Raw genomic sequence first — 16313 nt, 5'->3', positions numbered from 1 at the left:
AAATGAGCCACAGGGACGTTTCTCGTGGCTCAATTTTTAACAGAAAGGTGGGTAAACATTTGGATATAAAAAAGTTAATTGATGAAAATATTGATACTTTAAAAGAGCTTAGAAAAAAACTTAATGAGAACGCTGAGTTATCTCATAAAGAATTCAAAACCCAAGAAATTATTATAAAGTTTTGTAAGGATTTGGGCTTAAAAACTGAGAAATTAGCTGGAACTGGAGTGGTAGCTATCTTAAATGAAGGGGAAAGCTGCATTGCTATCAGAGCTGATATGGATGCACTACCAGTAAATGGGATCTCACATGCTTGTGGACATGATTATCATATGGCCATTGTATGCGGAACAGCATTAATCCTTAAAAAGCTTGGCTATAAAAAATGTGTGAAATTTATTTTTCAGCCAGCAGAAGAGGCTGATGGTGGGGCCCTTCCTATGATTAAGGGAGATGTGCTTTTAAATCCTTCAGTTACTAGTATGATTGGCTTTCATGTTTGGCCTGAGGTAAAGGTTGGTACTATTGAAGTTTCCAGTGGTCCTACTATGGCCTCGGTTGATGACTTTCATATAAAGTTTATTGGTAAGGGCGGCCATGCAGCTATGCCACATTTATGTAAAAATCCACTTTATCCAGCTATTGATTTTATTGAAACCATGAATTTAAAATCCAGAATAGAAACTGATCCCCTATCTTCTCATACAATTACCTTTTCATCCTTGCAGTGCGGAGATACACCTAATGTTATAGCTAATGAATGCTTACTTAAGGGAACTGTTAGAACATTTAACAAGGAATTAAGAAATAAAATTCATGAAGATATATTTGAATTTGCAGCCTTAGCTGCAAAAAAATACGGATGTATTAGTGAAATATATTATGACTTTCAATATCCACCATTAATATGTGACAATCTCTTGACTAAAAGCTTTATTGACTTAGCTAAAAATTTAATTGGCCAGGAGAATGTTCTCCCAGCAGAAAAAACCTTTGCTTCTGAGGATTTTGCATTTTTTGCAGAAAAGATTCCTTCAGTGCACTTTAGACTTGGAATTTCTGATAAAGAAAAGGGGCATTATCCCCTTCATTCTCCATACTTTAACGCTTCTGAAGATGTACTGTTCAATGGAATTTACTTAATTAGTGCCGCCATAACGTCCTAAAATATATCATACTAATGTTTCTTCTGAAACATTAGTATAGTAATGTGGTATGAATGTGGTTTAGGGACTTTTCTTGCATTCCATTAGCCTGTATAAATTAAGGGTGAATGTGCCATAATAAAGAAAGTCCCCTACCCCATTCACCTTGAATAAAATGCATCATAAAGCCTATTTGTGCAGCCATAATCAACTAAAACATATCTTCCATCTAATTTACCCCAAGAACTTAAATTTAGTAAATCAACATAGAGCAAATCATAAGTATTTGCCAAGTATTTCAAATCATATCTATACTCATTTCTATCATCCCAATTTAATAAATCATAAATTCGAAAGCCTTTAGGATATAGAGATTTTTTTAGTGGAACAGCTTTTTTCATTAGCAATCTATTATTTTCTAATAATTTTATGGGGCAAAGATATCTTTTATAATATTCATTTACAATTGAATATAATTTATGTTCCACCCTACATTGATAGATGCCTTTTTCTGAGGTTGGTACCTTTAAAACATAATTTTTATCAATTTCAAAAACTGCCCTGCTTGACCCTCTTCCAATTAATTTATAATTTCTTGAAAGTCTTTCCATATCCATAAAAATAACATCTTTAAATTCATCAAAAATGCTGTCCAGATGCTGCATTCTGCGTTACCCCCATATAAATGGATAATAGTAGATGGACTCAATAAACTTAAATTCATCTTCCCTATAATATATGAAAGTAGCTATTAAGAGTGACAATGAGTGATTTTTTATTAGTTTATTTTTGAATAAAGAACTACAAACTTCTAATAATAAGTACATGACATTTGATTAGGAGGCATTGATGAAAATTTATCTAAAATTATTTATATATTTTTTAAGTATGCTTTTTATAGCTTTAATACAACCTCATAATATAAAAAGCTGTGAATTAAATACTTATCGTCCTGTTACTTTTCAAACCACCTATCAAAAGGATGCGGTTGAAGGGAAGAAGGTTATGTATATAACCTTCGATGATGGACCAAGTAATGATGTCACTAATAAAATCTTGGATATTTTAAAAGAGAATAATGTAAAAGCCACCTTTTTTCTTATAGGAAACCAAATTGATGATTGCAAAGATGTAGTACTTAGAATTCAAAGTGAAGGTCACAGCATAGGATTACATACCTACACTCATAAATTTAAGAGAATTTATTCAAATAAAAACGCATTTATAAAGGAAATGTTAAAATGCAATGATAAAATTAAAGAAGTTACTGGGGTTTCCTCCAATATAATCAGATTTCCTGGTGGAAGTCAAAAACATCTTACTAATTCGTTTGTGGAAAAACTTCACAGCTACAATTTTAAAATTTATGATTGGAATATGGAAACCGTTGATGGTTTAAGGCCTAAGGCCTCACCAGATAGATTATACAGGGAAGCTACTAAAGGCAGCGAAGATCTAAGGAATATAATATTACTTTTACATTGTGATTACACTCATAAAAATACCTGCAGGGCATTGCCTAGGATAATTAAATATTATAAGGATAAGGGCTATGAGTTTAAAGCCATAACTGATGATACTCCTGAGCTTTATTTTCCCATAACAAAAAAAAGCTAAAAATAGGTACCGCTCATTTCAAAATGGGTGGTACCTTCTTTATAAATTACATTAATACAATTCTAATTAATTGATAAAACACTTTAATATATTTACATCGATGCCAGTAAATTAGCCATTTCAATAGCTGTAACTGCTGCATCATAACCTTTGTTTCCTGATTTAGTTCCAGCTCTTTCTATTGCTTGTTCAATGGTGTCTGTAGTTAAAACTCCAAAGATAACAGGCACTTCAGTTTCTAATGAAACACTTGCAATACCCTTTGATACTTCATTGGATACAAAATCAAAGTGCGGTGTAGCACCCTTTATTACTGCTCCAAGGCAAATAACTGCGTCATATTTTTTGGATTTAGCCATTTTCTTTGCGGCTAGCGGGATTTCAAAAGCTCCTGGAACCCAAGCTATTTCTATTTCATTTTCCAAAGCACCATGACGTTTTAGGCCATCTAAGGCTCCAGATAAGAGTTTTCCACCAATAAATTCATTAAATCTTCCTACAATTATTCCAAATTTTAAACCTTCTGCTATTAATTTACCTTCATACATTTTCATTTTACTTCCACCTTTCTCTTTTTTAAGTTTATAATTTTTTAATTGGCAAATTAGTACAAGCTTTTGCTTGTTTACATATTTTTAATACTTTTGTCAATTATACAAGTTCTCCATTTTTAAATTAATTATAATTATTTTTTATCAAAATTTAGCATATGTCCCATCTTCTGCTTTTTTGTTTTTAAATAAAATTCATTTCTTTCATTATGATTCATCTGTATTGGAACTCTGTTTGATATTTCTATTCCATAGCCAGTTAAACCAGCTATTTTCTTAGGGTTATTTGTCATTAAATTGATTTCTTTAACTCCAAGATCTACAAGTATTTGAGCTCCTATGCCATAGTCTCTTAAATCTGCTGGAAAGCCTAGGGCTATATTTGCCTCTACAGTGTCCATTCCCTCATCTTGAAGTGCATAAGCCTTAATCTTATTAATAAGACCTATGCCTCTGCCTTCTTGTCTCATGTAAAGTAATATTCCTCTGCCTGCTTCATTTATCTTTTTCAAAGCTGCTGCAAGCTGCTGCCCGCAGTCACATCTTAAGGAACCAAAGGCATCTCCGGTTAAACATTCTGAATGAACTCTAACTAAAACAGGTTTTCCATCTGATACATCACCTTTTACTAAGGCAACATGATGTTCACCATTTAATATATTCTCATAGCCTATCATATTAAATTCCCCATATTTAGTAGGTAATTTTGCTGCTGCAGCTCTTCTTATAAAAACTTCTTTATCCTTACGGTAAGCTATTAAATCAGCAATGGTTATAATTTTTAATTTATGCTCTTTAACATAATCCATAAGCTCTGGTGTTCTTGCCATAGTACCATCTTCATTCATAATTTCACATATTACTCCTGCAGGGTACAAACCAGCAAGTCTTGCTAAGTCTACTGCTGCTTCAGTATGCCCAGCTCTTTTTAATACCCCACCTTCCTTTGCCTCAAGAGGAAATACGTGCCCAGGCTTATTAAAGTCCTTAGCTGTTGAGTTAGAATTTATAACCTTTAAAATCGTAGCTGCCCTTTCATAAGCAGATATTCCAGTGGTACTATCTGCAGCATCAATGGATACAGTAAAAGCAGTTTCATGGGAATCTGTATTGTGATTTACCATTGGCAAGATGTCAAGCTCCCTTAATCTTTTTCCTATAGTAGGCATGCATATAAGTCCTCTTCCATACTTAGCCATATAATTAATAGCCTCTGGAGTAACTTTTTCTGCTGCCATTAATAGGTCCCCTTCATTTTCCCTGTCCTCATCATCAATAACAACTACCATTTTTCCTGCCTTAATATCTTCAATTGCATCTTCAATTGCGTTAAATTTAAACATAAATTTCTCCTCCAATTTTTATTCACTAATATATTATTAGTGCTTTAATCTAGTTTTGAAAAATTTCATCTGAAAACTATCATCAAAAGACCTTTTAAATTCTTCCAATCCAAGCACCCTTTATACAAAGCCATTATCACTAAGAAAATTAAAGTCTATGGTCTTTTTTGCCGGCAATGGTTCTTTATACAATAAAAACTTTTCGATATATTTTCCAACCATATCACACTCTAAATTTACTATGTCACCAGTTTTCTTCTTTATTAGTGTTGTAGCGTCTTTAGTATGCGGAATAATGGAAACTTTGAAGACCTTATCATCTACATATGCAACTGTTAAGCTTACTCCATCAATTGCTATTGAACCCTTTTGCACAATATATTTCAAAATAACTGAAGGTGCCCCAATTGTAAGCCAAATTGCATTGTCTTCTTGTTCAAAAGACTTTATATCTCCAGTGCCATCAATGTGTCCGCTTACCATGTGTCCGCCAAACCTGTCTCCAGCTCTTAATGCCCTCTCGAGATTCACATAAGTTCCCTTAGAAATACTGCTTAAATTGCTCCTTCTCATGGTTTCTGCCATAACATCAACTGTGAATTTATCACTACTATAAGCTGTAACTGTAAGGCATACACCATTAGTAGAAATGCTGTCTCCAAGTTTTACATCTTCTAAAACCTTATATGCCTTAATAGTTATTCGAGCTGACTTTTCTGATTTTATTATGCCTTGAATTTCACCAATCTCTTCCACAATACCCGTAAACATTCATTTCTCACCTCTATCTATTCCTTATTTAGCAAAAATTAATTAATACACTCCTTTTAATATAGCCTCATATTTAATATACCTACTACTTAACATAGCCTTCTATCATTATGTCCTTTCCAAATTGATGAATATCTATGTCCTTAAGCTCTATTGCATCCTTCATAAGTGCTATTCCTTCTCCTCCAACTGGGGTTTTTGCTCCTTCACCTCCAAGGATTTTAGGTGCAATAAATATGTTAACCTTATCTACTATGCCTTCTTCCAGCGCTGTATAGTTTAAATTGCTGCCCCCTTCAAGTAATATACTATCGATTTTTCTTTCTCCAAGAACTTTCATTAGATATCCTAAATCTACCCTATTTTTTTTTATAGGTGTTATTATAGTCTCTGCTCCCTTTTCTTTAATGGCTTCTAACTTCTCTTTATCTGCTTTTTCTGTTACTGCAATTATTGTTTTAGCTTTAGAATTTAAATTAAGCACCTTAGCTTCAAGTGGGATTCTAGCATAAGTGTCTACAATAATTCTTATTGGATCACTACCTTCTTCATCTTCAAGTCTAGTGTTTAACATGGGATCATCTGCAAGCACTGTGCCAATCCCAACCATTATTCCTGCTGCTCTGTGTCTAAGCTTATGAACATACCGTCTAGAAGATTCACCAGTAACCCATTTTGAATCACCTGTGTAAGCTGCTATCTTACCATCTAGTGTCATGGCTGCTTTCATAATGCAGAAAGGCAGCTTTGTAGTTATATATTTTAAAAATATTTCATTTAATTTCCTACCCTCTTCCTCAAGTACTCCCGTTACAACATCAATACCGTTTTCCTTAAGGATTTTTATTCCCTTGCCTGCCACTAAAGGGTTGGGGTCTTTTAAACCAATTATTACTTTCTTGATACCCTTTTCCACAATGGTATTTGCACAGGGAGGAGTATTGCCATAGTGAGAACAAGGTTCTAAGGTAACATATAGTGTGGCACCTTTTACATCATATTTAGCATTTTTAAAAGCATTTACTTCCGCATGGCTGCTTCCATATAATGCGTGATAGCCTTCCCCAATAATCTGTCCATCCTTAACGATAACAGCTCCCACTAAGGGATTGGGATTTGTATAGCCAATGCCCTTTTCTGCAAGTTCTAATGCTCTTTTCATATACTTTATATCCATAAAATTCATCCTTCTTTATAAAATTAGTTATAGATTTTTTATTTCCATTTTTGTAAAGGCATATTCCTAAGTTACAACCAATTTTAAGCAAAATAAAAACCCCGAGAGTTTAATCTCAGGGCATAAAATGCGAGTTAAGCTAATTTCAAACGTATGAATATAACGCAAAAAAATTAGACATCTGCTTTGTAATCTTCTTCCATCCAGACTTTACTGTCGGCTTCGGAATCTAACCGAATCTGCCATAAGGCTCGCGGGCTATACCGCCGGTAGGGAATCAAACCCTGCCCTGAAGATTTATTTAATTTTACAGTTTCATAATATCAAAGTATAAATGTTTTGACAAGTAATAAATTAAATTTTATTCAGCATTTCTTGAAAATCTTACTGTGCAGCCATAACTAAAGTATTATATCATCTAAAGCTCTCTTAGGTACATGATGAACCTTATTTTCATCTCTCCAATATTTAACATCACCAGAAGTTCCCATTTCTTCAAGTACGACCTCTTCCTTTGGAGTCCCTAAAGCTATAATAAGTGCTATTTCATATCTATCTTCTAATTTTAATTCCTCTGATAATTTTTTCTTATTTATATTAAATATAAAACATCCACCTAATCCTTTTTCTATAGCACCAAGAAGTATACTTTGTCCTGAAATGCCTTCATCTTGAGCCATTCCACTGCCAAGAGTCTTGTCCTTAAGCATAACTATATAGGCACTTGGTTTTTCACCTTCTTCAGGGCCATTCCAATCCTTTAAATATCCAGCCCAGCCTAAAGTTGCAAATATTTTTTCATTGGTCTCCTTCGTATTTGAAAGAAAATATTTTAGTACTTGTTTATTGGCACCAGAAGGGCTTAGTCTCGCAAAATCAATTAATTCTCTTAAGGTCTCCAATTCTATTGGCTTATCTTGATAAAACCTTCTATATGATCTGTTTTTTCTTATTAAATCTCCAATCATTCCATCACCTCATTTATTTTATTATTATAAATAAATATTAATGCTAATATACTTGAAAATCAAGTTACCAGTTTTCACTTTCCTATTGCTTGCATAAATAGTAACTAACTTAATTACAATGCTACTTATCCAAACTATTGAGCCGCAAGAACATCCCATGCTACATTAAAATTTATTTAACTAGGTCTTATAGTTCTCAGGTGGCACTATGTAAAAGAATAGCATATATTAAAGTGATGTAATATTTTAAAGGGAGCTTAACTATGTATAAAAAAAACGAAATACCAGACTATGTAGATGTTAATTATCCACTAATTTGCCCCATGATGGATAATGGGTGGTATAGGGCTGAGGATAGGAATATTAAGCCTCCAATCCAGCCAATTCCACAGCCAGCACCTCAGCCTATGCCTCACATGCCACCAATGAAGCACTCAATGCCAGCACCTCAGCCTATGCCTCCGAAGCATGTTGAGCCAATAAAACCACTTCCACCGTTAAAACAAGAAATTACTTTGCAGCCAAAGGTAGAACCAACACAATTTCAATTAAATATTGAGCCTAAAGTGGAACCTCAAAATTTCGGATTAACCATACAGCCAAAAATGGAACCGAATAAAATGGAATTAGACATCGAGCCAAAAATTACCCCAAAAATGGAGCCAAGTAATATGGAACTTAATATAGCACCAAAAATGGGAGCTATAGTTATGGAACCAATAAAAATACAGTTGAAAATAGAGCCTGTAGTACAACCGGCAAATTTGAAGCTAAATGTTGAGCCAGTTGCAAAACCAATGCCTATGCCTATGCCACAGCCACAGCCACAACCGAGGCCACCAATGATGCCTTGTCATCCAATTATGCCTTGCCATCCAATGCACCCATGCCATATGCCTCAAATGCATCATGAGCATCATAAAACAAGCTCTGATTCAATGCATCATGGATGTCATAATTCAAGCTCAGACTCCAAGCACATGCACCACCATCAACCTACGATGATGGATCCTATGATGATGCAGCCTATGATGATGGATCCTATGATGATGCAGCCTATGATGATGGATCCTATGATGATGTGCCCTATGATGATGCATCATGGACATCATAATACAAGCTCTGATTCCAAGCACATGCACCACCATCACCCAATGATGATGCAACCTATGATGATGGACCCTATGATGATGGAATCCATTGGAATGAATCCGATGATGGATCAAATGCCTATGGGCCAGACACCTATGATGCCCCCAATGAATCCAATGATGATGCAGCCTGTGAAAATGAAAGATATTTTTGAAGACTAAAATCAAATCATTTCAAAATATTAATAAATAGTAGAACTCTACAATAAATAAAGAAGGCAAAAAGAGCTTTATACTATTTCTGCCTTCTTTGTTATTTCTGCCTCTTCAGCCTTAATTTTAAAACCTCAGCCGTCATGGAAATTGATATTTTATTTTTATCTTCAAGTCTAATGCAGATTTAACGCTGTTCTATTTAATATATTCATCTCCAACCAGTGTATTTTTAATTAGCTCTGTTGGAATTGTGAATTCTACAATTCCCATAACTCCTGGACCTACTTCATATTTATCAAAGGATATTACTAATTTACCTTCTTGATTTATATAGAAGCTCTGATTTTCTGCTATTTCATTAAAAACTGGGAATACATCCTCCTTGCCATCTATGTGGACCCAATAGGTTTTGCTATCATCGGCTTTCATTTGCTCTATCATCTGTGTTTTAATATAATTACTTATTGTTTTTACATAGCTGTTATCCTTAAATAAGCTGGGTAGTGTTATCAAAACCTCCCTTTGCTTGTCAATGGTGTCATATTTCATTGTTGTTGAGGAAGACGCAGCTGTGTTTACTACATAACGGCCTACTGATAGTATATTCTCATTATCTGTCTTAACAATATAGCCGCTGTCTACACCTAAATGTGCTTCGCTTTTTCCCTTTAACTCTTCTATTTCCTTTGTAAATTCTTCATACAGCTTTTTATTTTCAGCAAGATATTTTTCATTCAAGCTGCTTTCCAGGTCTTTATTTTTTAAACCTTGTATAGCAGGAGTTTTTATTTTTGCATTATAGTTTCCTTCATCAACAACATATTCCTTAAAGGCTATGATTCTTACAATATTACCTACAATAGGAACCTTTGCTAAGTTCCTTGCGAAAACAGGACTGCTATTAACACCAATGGTTAGTGCTGCTATTAAAACAGCAATTGAAGCAGCTGTTATACTTATTCTTCTTAAGGTATTATTTTTCTTTACTCCTGCCTTTTTTAAAGCTCCTTTTACTATAAAGTCTAATTCTTTTGGAATGGGTATTTCAAGATATTCCTTTTTAAGCTCAAATAGATCTTTATTCATCCTATTAACCCCCTAAGTATTCCTTATTCTGCACGTAATAATTATTAATTATTACGCCTTTGGTATTCCTTGTTAAATTCATTATCAATTAATTTTAGCCGTAGCTTCTCATGGGCCTTATATAAACGGTTTTTCACTGTGCTAACATTTTCATTGAGCACCTCTGCAATTTCCTTCAGCTTTAAATCTTCAAAATATCTTAGAATTATTACACTTCGGTAAGCATCGGGCAGATTATTCAATGCTATTTTCAAGTCAAAGTCTTCATATTGGTCTATGGCTTCAGATCCAAAACTTTCTAGAACCCTTTCATCTATAATCTTTAGTTTCTTTTGTTTTCTTAAGAAATCAAGAGAGGTATTTATAATAATCCTATAAAACCAAGTTTTTATATAGCTTGGTTCTTTCAATGAGTCCATAGATGAAATTGCCTTAAAAATGGATTCTTGTACAATATCCAAAGCATCTTCAACATTTCTTACATAGCTATAGGCCAATCTATAATGACTCTCCTTATTTTTAATAACAAACTCAACTATTTGCTTTTCTAAACTGCCTCTACTCATTCCCCTGAAGTTCCCCTTCCTTGTTATAGATACGTATCTTAACTTACTTTCACTTAATAGACGCCTGCTTAAATGAAAAAGTTTAATTATTGAACATAGTCTTAAAAAATATAACCTTACATCAAAATAGTTTAAGCTTTATTTCTTTTGAATTATCTCCTAAAAAATTAGTTTAACCAACTAAATTAAAATAAGCCAAGTGTATTCCTCTTGACTTATATGCTTTCTTCTTAAAGAATTTTCTCCATAATAGTAACTATATAGCTTTGCTTTACATATATCAATATACACTTCTTGTGACATTTAATGTATTAGTAAAGAATATACTTATAATGGCTTAAGTAATTAAAATAGGAGAATATTATGATAAAAAGGCTAAAATTTATAAGCCAGTCCTTAGAATTAAATTTATTTTTCCTTCGAATAATGAAGGAACATTCTATATTTTTAGAGGCAGCTTTTACCCCTAGAGACAAAAACTTAGCAATGTTAGCTGATAGCTTTAAGAATGAATTTACAAGATTATTATCCCATACAGCAGCCTTATCAAATGGAGTTATTTCTGAAAAGGCATTGCAATCCAATGAGTTTGTAACTAAATATACTGCAGCAGCAGAAAAGGCAACTCAATATTTTACTGGCATTTTCATAGACCCTGGTGTAACTTCTATGGAAGGTTCTATAAGACCTGGTATAGATAACAAAGGTATATCAATGCTGGAAGAACAGGTTTATATGCTTAATAACAGTTCTCTCGGTGCAACTAATAAAATTATCAACTTCAAAAAAAAGCTTAGAGCTGATGTACTCAATTGCAGGATATTTACAACAAATTACCCCCACTTAATAAATCACATAATAAAAGAAGCTGTGACCTTTACTGAGCTTTTAAAAAGATTACAAAGTGGAAATGAAATCAATAGTAAGAAAGACATATTAAAGGATGAAATCTTTTGGGATGACATAATGTCGGAACATTCCTTCTTCATAAGAGGAATGCTTGATCCTACAGAAGAGGAATTGTTCAATATGGCAAATAACTTTGGGAAAGAGTTTGAGGCCTTAAGTAAGGAGGCCTCAGAGGCATACAAATCAACTCTAGAGACTGCTGCCCTTACTAACAATACTCTTAAGGAGACTAGTAAACTAAGAGACTTTAAGGCCCAAGCTACAGAAGGACTATTAGGCTGTAAAATCAAATCTATAATTCTTCCTCTTTTAAGTGATCACGTGCTTCGTGAGGCAAATCACTATTTAAATCTTCTAGAAGATTAATGGCATTCACATGAGTTATTACTTATTCATAAAAAGTAATAACTCATGTGGATGCCATTAAAATTTATTACATAGCATAAGAAACTAATTCTCTTATTTTATCCCTATCTGTGTAATCAACTGGCTTATCATATATTGCAAGCATACCTATTTCATCCTTAGTTAAATCTTCTTTCTTTTTCTTATTAATTTTCCATTTAAGTATATTCATAAGAAATTTATCAAAGGGATTTAATTTACTATAATCAAAGCCGCCTCTTAAATAAAAGAATCTAATAGACCTTTGCTGTTCTTTTGTAAAGTTCTTATCCCTGACTTCCTTAATTACAGCTTCACTTGAAGGTGATGCCCCAGTAGCAAAGACCACTATTTTTTTATCCCTTATTTTATGAAGATTTTGTGTTATAAGCTTTATGCCTCTAATACCTACGGCATGCAAGGAGCCTCCAAAAATTATGGTATCATAGGCATCCATCATATTAGCTGTTACCTTTGATGCATCAAAGATATCCGCTGATAAGTCCTTTGCAATCCACTGCGCATATTTCTTCGTAAAGCCTGTACTTGATTTATAAATTACTACAGTTTTCATTTAATCATCTCCTATAGACTAACTTAAACTTTATTATATGTGGGTTCTTTTACATTCTTTATAATAAGAATCAAAAGATATATCAGCTTTTATTACTTTAACAATGCTTAATGTCTTCCATTTATCATGTCTGTCATAAGCTCAACATGAGAATTAATAAGCCTTTCCTTTTGTTCTTCCTTTGTGTCCTTTTCCGTTATTAGCCTTATAATAAGCCCAAAAGTTGCCGCCCATACAATCTGTGCAGTAAGTTCTGCTGCTTCATCTTCTAAAATATTGTCCCCACTTAAGTCCTTCACAAAATTACAAAGCAGTGCTAAAGCCTTTCTTTCTATAGAAGCTCCCTTAAAAAGCACTGAAGTATGTGAAAGTACCTCTGGTGTAGTATTCATCATTACAGTCTTGTATTCATCAGGCATACTTAAGGCTTTAAGTATATATCTCTTTAGCAGTTTTTTAAATTTCTCTTCAGGTTTATCAGATGAATTTTCTAAAGAAAATAATTCTCTTAAAATTTTTTCATAGCCCTTTTTCATAAGTATGTTTATAATATCTTCCTTATTCTTAAAGTAATGATATATTATAGCCGGTGAATACTCTATTTTAGCCGCAATTTTTCTGATTGAAAGCTTATCAACACCTTCTTCATCCATAATTTCACTTGCAGCCTTCAAAATAATTTCACGATGCTCATCTTTTTCGCGTTCTTTACGTTCCTTAATTCCCATTTATGTCTTCCTTTCATTGAACATGTTAAATTGTTAAACACTGTTTAATACAATAATATCACTTCTAAATTTGTAAGTCAATAGAAATACTAATATTTGTTTACAATTATTTATAGTCGGTTAGCTTATTAAGCATCAATAAAGTATAATCCTAATAATTCTAAAATATAAAAGCCGCAAAAGGCTTCAATCTCCTTTTGCGGCTTATGCTAATTCAGTAAATTTATTATAATGTTTCAATGGCATCCACATGAGTTATTACCTATTATTAATAAGTAATAACTCATATGGATGCCATTCTCATTAGATTATATTATTTTCGTATAAAAATTCAGTATCTCCCATAATTTCTTCGTAATCACCATCTCTAATAATGGTATGGTCATTAGAAAATACAATTGCTCTTTTAAATACCCCATTTACATATTCAAAATCATGGGTGGAACATATTATGGTTTTTCCGGCCATATTAATTGCTATCATAAACTCTCTTAAAAATCTTTTAGTTTTAGGATCAAGCCCATTTAAGGGCTCATCAAAGACGTATACCTCAGGATTTAAGACTACAACAGATGCAATAGCAACTTTCTTCTTTTCCCCGCCGCTTAAATGATAAGGCTGTCTATTTTTTAACTCTTCAATTTTTAAAAGCTTTAAGGTATCTTCTACTCTCTTTTTTACTTCATCCTCCATCATTCCCATTTGTCTAGGTCCAAAAGCAATTTCATCATATACATCCGAGCAAAAAAGCTGAGCCTCAGAATTTTGAAATACAAAGCCTATTTTTTTATGAAAGGCTTTAGAAAATTTATCATCTTGTAGTTTCTTAGAATTAATTTCTTCACCCTCAAAAAATAAAACTTCCGCTGGTAGGATTTATTAAACCATTAATGAGCTTCATAAAGGTAGACTTGCCACTTCCGTTTACCCCTACTAAGGCAATTGCCTCACCTTCATTTATTGTAATATTGATGTCTTTTAATGCTGATGTATTATTATCATAAGAATACGAAACATTACTTATCTCTATCATGTAATCACAACCTATCTAAGAAATATGGCAGTATAAATGCCCTAAAATTATTAAATATTAATGCTCCTAGAAATTATTATATATAGAAATAGGCTAGTACAAATGCAGTCATAACTATTATACAAATAAAATCAGCTACTTTAAATTTAAACTTTTTAAATGCTCTATATTCTCCAGTAAAACCTTTGCATTCCATAGCACCATACATTTCTTCTGACATTTCCTTAGATTTTATAAACATAGTGCCAATAATTCCTGAAAGTGATGCACTTTTATAATTACTTTTTCCTACAGATCTTAATTTAAGTGCATAAATCATATTTAAGGAAAATTCGCCTAAAAGAATTATATATTTAATGGTTATATCTAGTACAAAAATAAACATATCAGGTACTTTAAACAGCTTTAAGGCTCCTAATAGATCATTCCACTTTGTGCTGCAGGAAAGTATATTTACAAAAGCAACTGAGGAGAATACCTTTAAAGTAATCATAAGTGCATTATTACCATAACCTAAGAAAATGGATGGCAGGAGAATAAGCAAAGTAATTACAGACATTACAAAACTTACTTTTAAAACATACTTTATTTCCTCTATACTTAGAAAATTAATTAATACCAGTAAAAATACATTAGCAATTAAAACATAAGTTATGCTTTTACTTAAGGAAATAAAAATAATCACCATCATCACTGTAATAAGCTTAGTTAAATCATTTACTCCAAGTTTCGATGCTGCAGCATTAGATTGCATTCTTAATCTTGACAATATATTCAATATAGCTAATATACTCTTATTAATAAAGTTAACTGAGTCCTTTTCAGGTATAAAATTATCTTTTTCAAGAAGCCATTCAGGCATTAGTGACTACCTCTCTTAATTTAAGAATTTATATTGATATTTTAGATCTTAATATAAAATTTCACATTATATGAAAATTTATAATTAGCTTTAATTCTTAATATCATTTCTGGTGCTAGCAATAATTCTAAACACTATGAGTAGTATTGCCACCCCTGCAATTGCTGATAAAATATAGCCCGCTCCTCTAGAAAGCCCATTAATAGAATAACCAGACATGATTGAACTAAAGCTAAATCCATTTTTCATGCCCTTTGGAACAAAGCCTAAGGCCTTGCCTCCTGCTGTAACTGAAGCTATTTCGTTAGTGCCCCATTCACCAAAGGCTGTGCCTGGTGCTAAGAGACCTAAGGGTGACAAACAAATAAGTGCAATTAAAAGTGCATATATGAGGTTAATCTTTTTACTAGAACCTTCATAAATAATTTCAGGTGAAACCTTCTTTATAAAGCTTAAAACCCCAACCGTTATTATTCCCTCCAAGTGTCCTGCTAAAGCCAGATGTGGTATGAGCATTGAAGGTATAGTTATATAAAAGGGATATGGACAATATAACGGCATGCCAGCTGCATCTTTAAAAAGCAGGGGCTGCAAACCAAATTCTATGGCTGCGCATAGGGCTGCTATGTTAATAGCAATGTATGAAGCTAAAAAGGCAGAAACTTTTTCTCCTTTTCCTGACTTTAGACCTTTCTTTAGAAAATTATAAATATAAAAGCCTGCAAAAGGAATAACAAAAGCCATATTAAAGGAATTTGCCGCAAAGGCCAATATTCCGCCATCACCAAATAATAGTGCTTGTATTAAAAGTGCTATAGATATAGAAATACATGCCGCTTCAGGCCCCAGAAGTATAGCAAGTAAGGTTCCTCCTACTGCATGACCAGAGGTTCCTCCTGGTAAAGGAACATTAAACATCATTGTTAAAAAGGAAAGTGCAGCCCCTATTCCCATAAGCGGCATTTTCTTTTTTGTCATTTCAACCTTTACCTTTTTCACAGCTCTTGTCCAAATAGGAAGCATTACTGCACCCATAACAGCACAGGTGGAGGGACTTAAATAATTATCTGGAATATGCATTTTATCATCCTTTCAGAAAATACAAATTAAACTAACACTATTAGCTTCTAAACTAATCTTTAATTTCACTTGGATCTATTTTATTTATCTCACATAAATCTACTTTAAACTCTGTATTTAATCAAAAAATAATACCACAAAAATTGATAAACAGTAATCAACCTTCGTGGTTAGTAATCTAATCATTTTACTGCAAATAAAAACAATGCAGC

General features: G+C 32.9%; 16 protein-coding genes, 1 pseudogene and 1 riboswitch. Of the genes and pseudogenes, 4 read left to right on the top strand and 13 right to left on the bottom strand.

Annotated elements, in window-relative coordinates:
* Positions 1-59: 59 nt before the first annotated feature.
* Positions 60-1166 (top strand): M20 family metallopeptidase, encoded by a 1107-nt coding sequence (locus ACJDUG_RS09470; protein WP_406769654.1) that lies wholly within the window; start codon positions 60-62, stop codon positions 1164-1166.
* A 140-nt stretch (positions 1167-1306) separates the two neighbouring features.
* Here ACJDUG_RS09470 and ACJDUG_RS09465 read toward each other — a convergent pair whose 3' ends face one another.
* A complete protein-coding gene (locus ACJDUG_RS09465) occupies positions 1307-1810 on the bottom strand; it encodes a hypothetical protein (RefSeq protein ID WP_406769653.1) in 504 nt (167 codons plus the stop codon).
* 184 nt (positions 1811-1994) lie between these two features.
* Here ACJDUG_RS09465 and ACJDUG_RS09460 point away from each other — a divergent pair, with 184 nt between their 5' ends.
* The gene (locus ACJDUG_RS09460) at positions 1995-2762 is read left to right on the top strand and encodes a polysaccharide deacetylase family protein (protein WP_406769652.1); all 768 of its coding nucleotides are present in this window, start codon (positions 1995-1997) and stop codon (positions 2760-2762) included.
* A 92-nt stretch (positions 2763-2854) separates the two neighbouring features.
* Here the strand turns inward: ACJDUG_RS09460 and ribH are convergent, their stop codons facing one another.
* From ribH to ACJDUG_RS09435, 5 genes are all read right to left on the bottom strand, one after another.
* Positions 2855-3316: a 6,7-dimethyl-8-ribityllumazine synthase gene (gene ribH, locus ACJDUG_RS09455; protein ID WP_406769651.1), complete on the bottom strand. Its 462-nt coding sequence runs from the start codon at positions 3314-3316 to the stop codon at positions 2855-2857.
* A 131-nt stretch (positions 3317-3447) separates the two neighbouring features.
* Complete coding sequence (locus ACJDUG_RS09450) at positions 3448-4656, bottom strand: bifunctional 3,4-dihydroxy-2-butanone-4-phosphate synthase/GTP cyclohydrolase II (RefSeq protein WP_406769650.1); 1209 nt, start codon at positions 4654-4656, stop codon at positions 3448-3450.
* Positions 4657-4776: 120 nt separating this feature from the next.
* Positions 4777-5427 (bottom strand): riboflavin synthase, encoded by a 651-nt coding sequence (ribE, locus tag ACJDUG_RS09445; RefSeq protein WP_406769649.1) that lies wholly within the window; start codon positions 5425-5427, stop codon positions 4777-4779.
* 85 nt (positions 5428-5512) lie between these two features.
* Positions 5513-6604 carry a bifunctional diaminohydroxyphosphoribosylaminopyrimidine deaminase/5-amino-6-(5-phosphoribosylamino)uracil reductase RibD gene (gene ribD / locus ACJDUG_RS09440; RefSeq protein WP_406769648.1) on the bottom strand — a complete coding sequence of 364 codons (1092 nt, stop codon included), beginning with the start codon at positions 6602-6604 and terminating at the stop codon, positions 5513-5515.
* Positions 6605-6791: 187 nt separating this feature from the next.
* A riboswitch (FMN riboswitch) is annotated at positions 6792-6905 on the bottom strand.
* A gap of 100 nt (positions 6906-7005) precedes the next feature.
* Complete coding sequence (locus ACJDUG_RS09435) at positions 7006-7572, bottom strand: nitroreductase family protein (RefSeq protein ID WP_406769647.1); 567 nt, start codon at positions 7570-7572, stop codon at positions 7006-7008.
* A 263-nt stretch (positions 7573-7835) separates the two neighbouring features.
* On the opposite strand from ACJDUG_RS09435, the gene ACJDUG_RS09430 reads away from it, so the two are divergent.
* Positions 7836-8885 carry a hypothetical protein gene (locus ACJDUG_RS09430; RefSeq protein WP_406769646.1) on the top strand — a complete coding sequence of 350 codons (1050 nt, stop codon included), beginning with the start codon at positions 7836-7838 and terminating at the stop codon, positions 8883-8885.
* A gap of 189 nt (positions 8886-9074) precedes the next feature.
* Here the strand turns inward: ACJDUG_RS09430 and rsiV are convergent, their stop codons facing one another.
* Together rsiV and ACJDUG_RS09420 are read right to left on the bottom strand one after the other, a co-directional pair.
* Positions 9075-9965 carry an anti-sigma-V factor RsiV gene (gene rsiV / locus ACJDUG_RS09425; RefSeq protein WP_406769645.1) on the bottom strand — a complete coding sequence of 297 codons (891 nt, stop codon included), beginning with the start codon at positions 9963-9965 and terminating at the stop codon, positions 9075-9077.
* A gap of 44 nt (positions 9966-10009) precedes the next feature.
* The gene (locus ACJDUG_RS09420; RefSeq protein WP_406769644.1) at positions 10010-10531 is read right to left on the bottom strand and encodes an RNA polymerase sigma factor; all 522 of its coding nucleotides are present in this window, start codon (positions 10529-10531) and stop codon (positions 10010-10012) included.
* 363 nt (positions 10532-10894) lie between these two features.
* Here ACJDUG_RS09420 and ACJDUG_RS09415 point away from each other — a divergent pair, with 363 nt between their 5' ends.
* Positions 10895-11806, top strand: a complete 912-nt coding sequence (locus ACJDUG_RS09415) for a DUF2935 domain-containing protein (RefSeq protein WP_406769643.1) — start codon at positions 10895-10897, stop codon at positions 11804-11806.
* Positions 11807-11873: 67 nt separating this feature from the next.
* Here the strand turns inward: ACJDUG_RS09415 and ACJDUG_RS09410 are convergent, their stop codons facing one another.
* The 5 genes and pseudogenes from ACJDUG_RS09410 to cbiM form a co-directional block, all read right to left on the bottom strand.
* Positions 11874-12398 carry a flavodoxin domain-containing protein gene (locus ACJDUG_RS09410; protein WP_406769642.1) on the bottom strand — a complete coding sequence of 175 codons (525 nt, stop codon included), beginning with the start codon at positions 12396-12398 and terminating at the stop codon, positions 11874-11876.
* Between the two features lie 107 nt (positions 12399-12505).
* Positions 12506-13126, bottom strand: a complete 621-nt coding sequence (locus ACJDUG_RS09405; protein ID WP_406769641.1) for a TetR/AcrR family transcriptional regulator — start codon at positions 13124-13126, stop codon at positions 12506-12508.
* Between the two features lie 303 nt (positions 13127-13429).
* A pseudogene (locus ACJDUG_RS09400) lies at positions 13430-14159 on the bottom strand (energy-coupling factor ABC transporter ATP-binding protein).
* A 76-nt stretch (positions 14160-14235) separates the two neighbouring features.
* On the bottom strand, positions 14236-15021 hold the full coding sequence (locus ACJDUG_RS09395) for an energy-coupling factor transporter transmembrane component T family protein (RefSeq protein ID WP_406769640.1): 786 nt from the start codon (positions 15019-15021) through the stop codon (positions 14236-14238).
* Between the two features lie 90 nt (positions 15022-15111).
* On the bottom strand, positions 15112-16101 hold the full coding sequence (gene cbiM / locus ACJDUG_RS09390) for a cobalt transporter CbiM (protein ID WP_406769639.1): 990 nt from the start codon (positions 16099-16101) through the stop codon (positions 15112-15114).
* Positions 16102-16313 lie beyond the last annotated feature (212 nt).

The organism is Candidatus Clostridium stratigraminis (assembly GCF_045310675.1).
GTDB classification, from domain to species: Bacteria; Bacillota; Clostridia; order Clostridiales; family Clostridiaceae; genus Clostridium_AT; species Clostridium_AT stratigraminis.
This window is presented reverse-complemented; position numbering and strand designations above follow the sequence as displayed.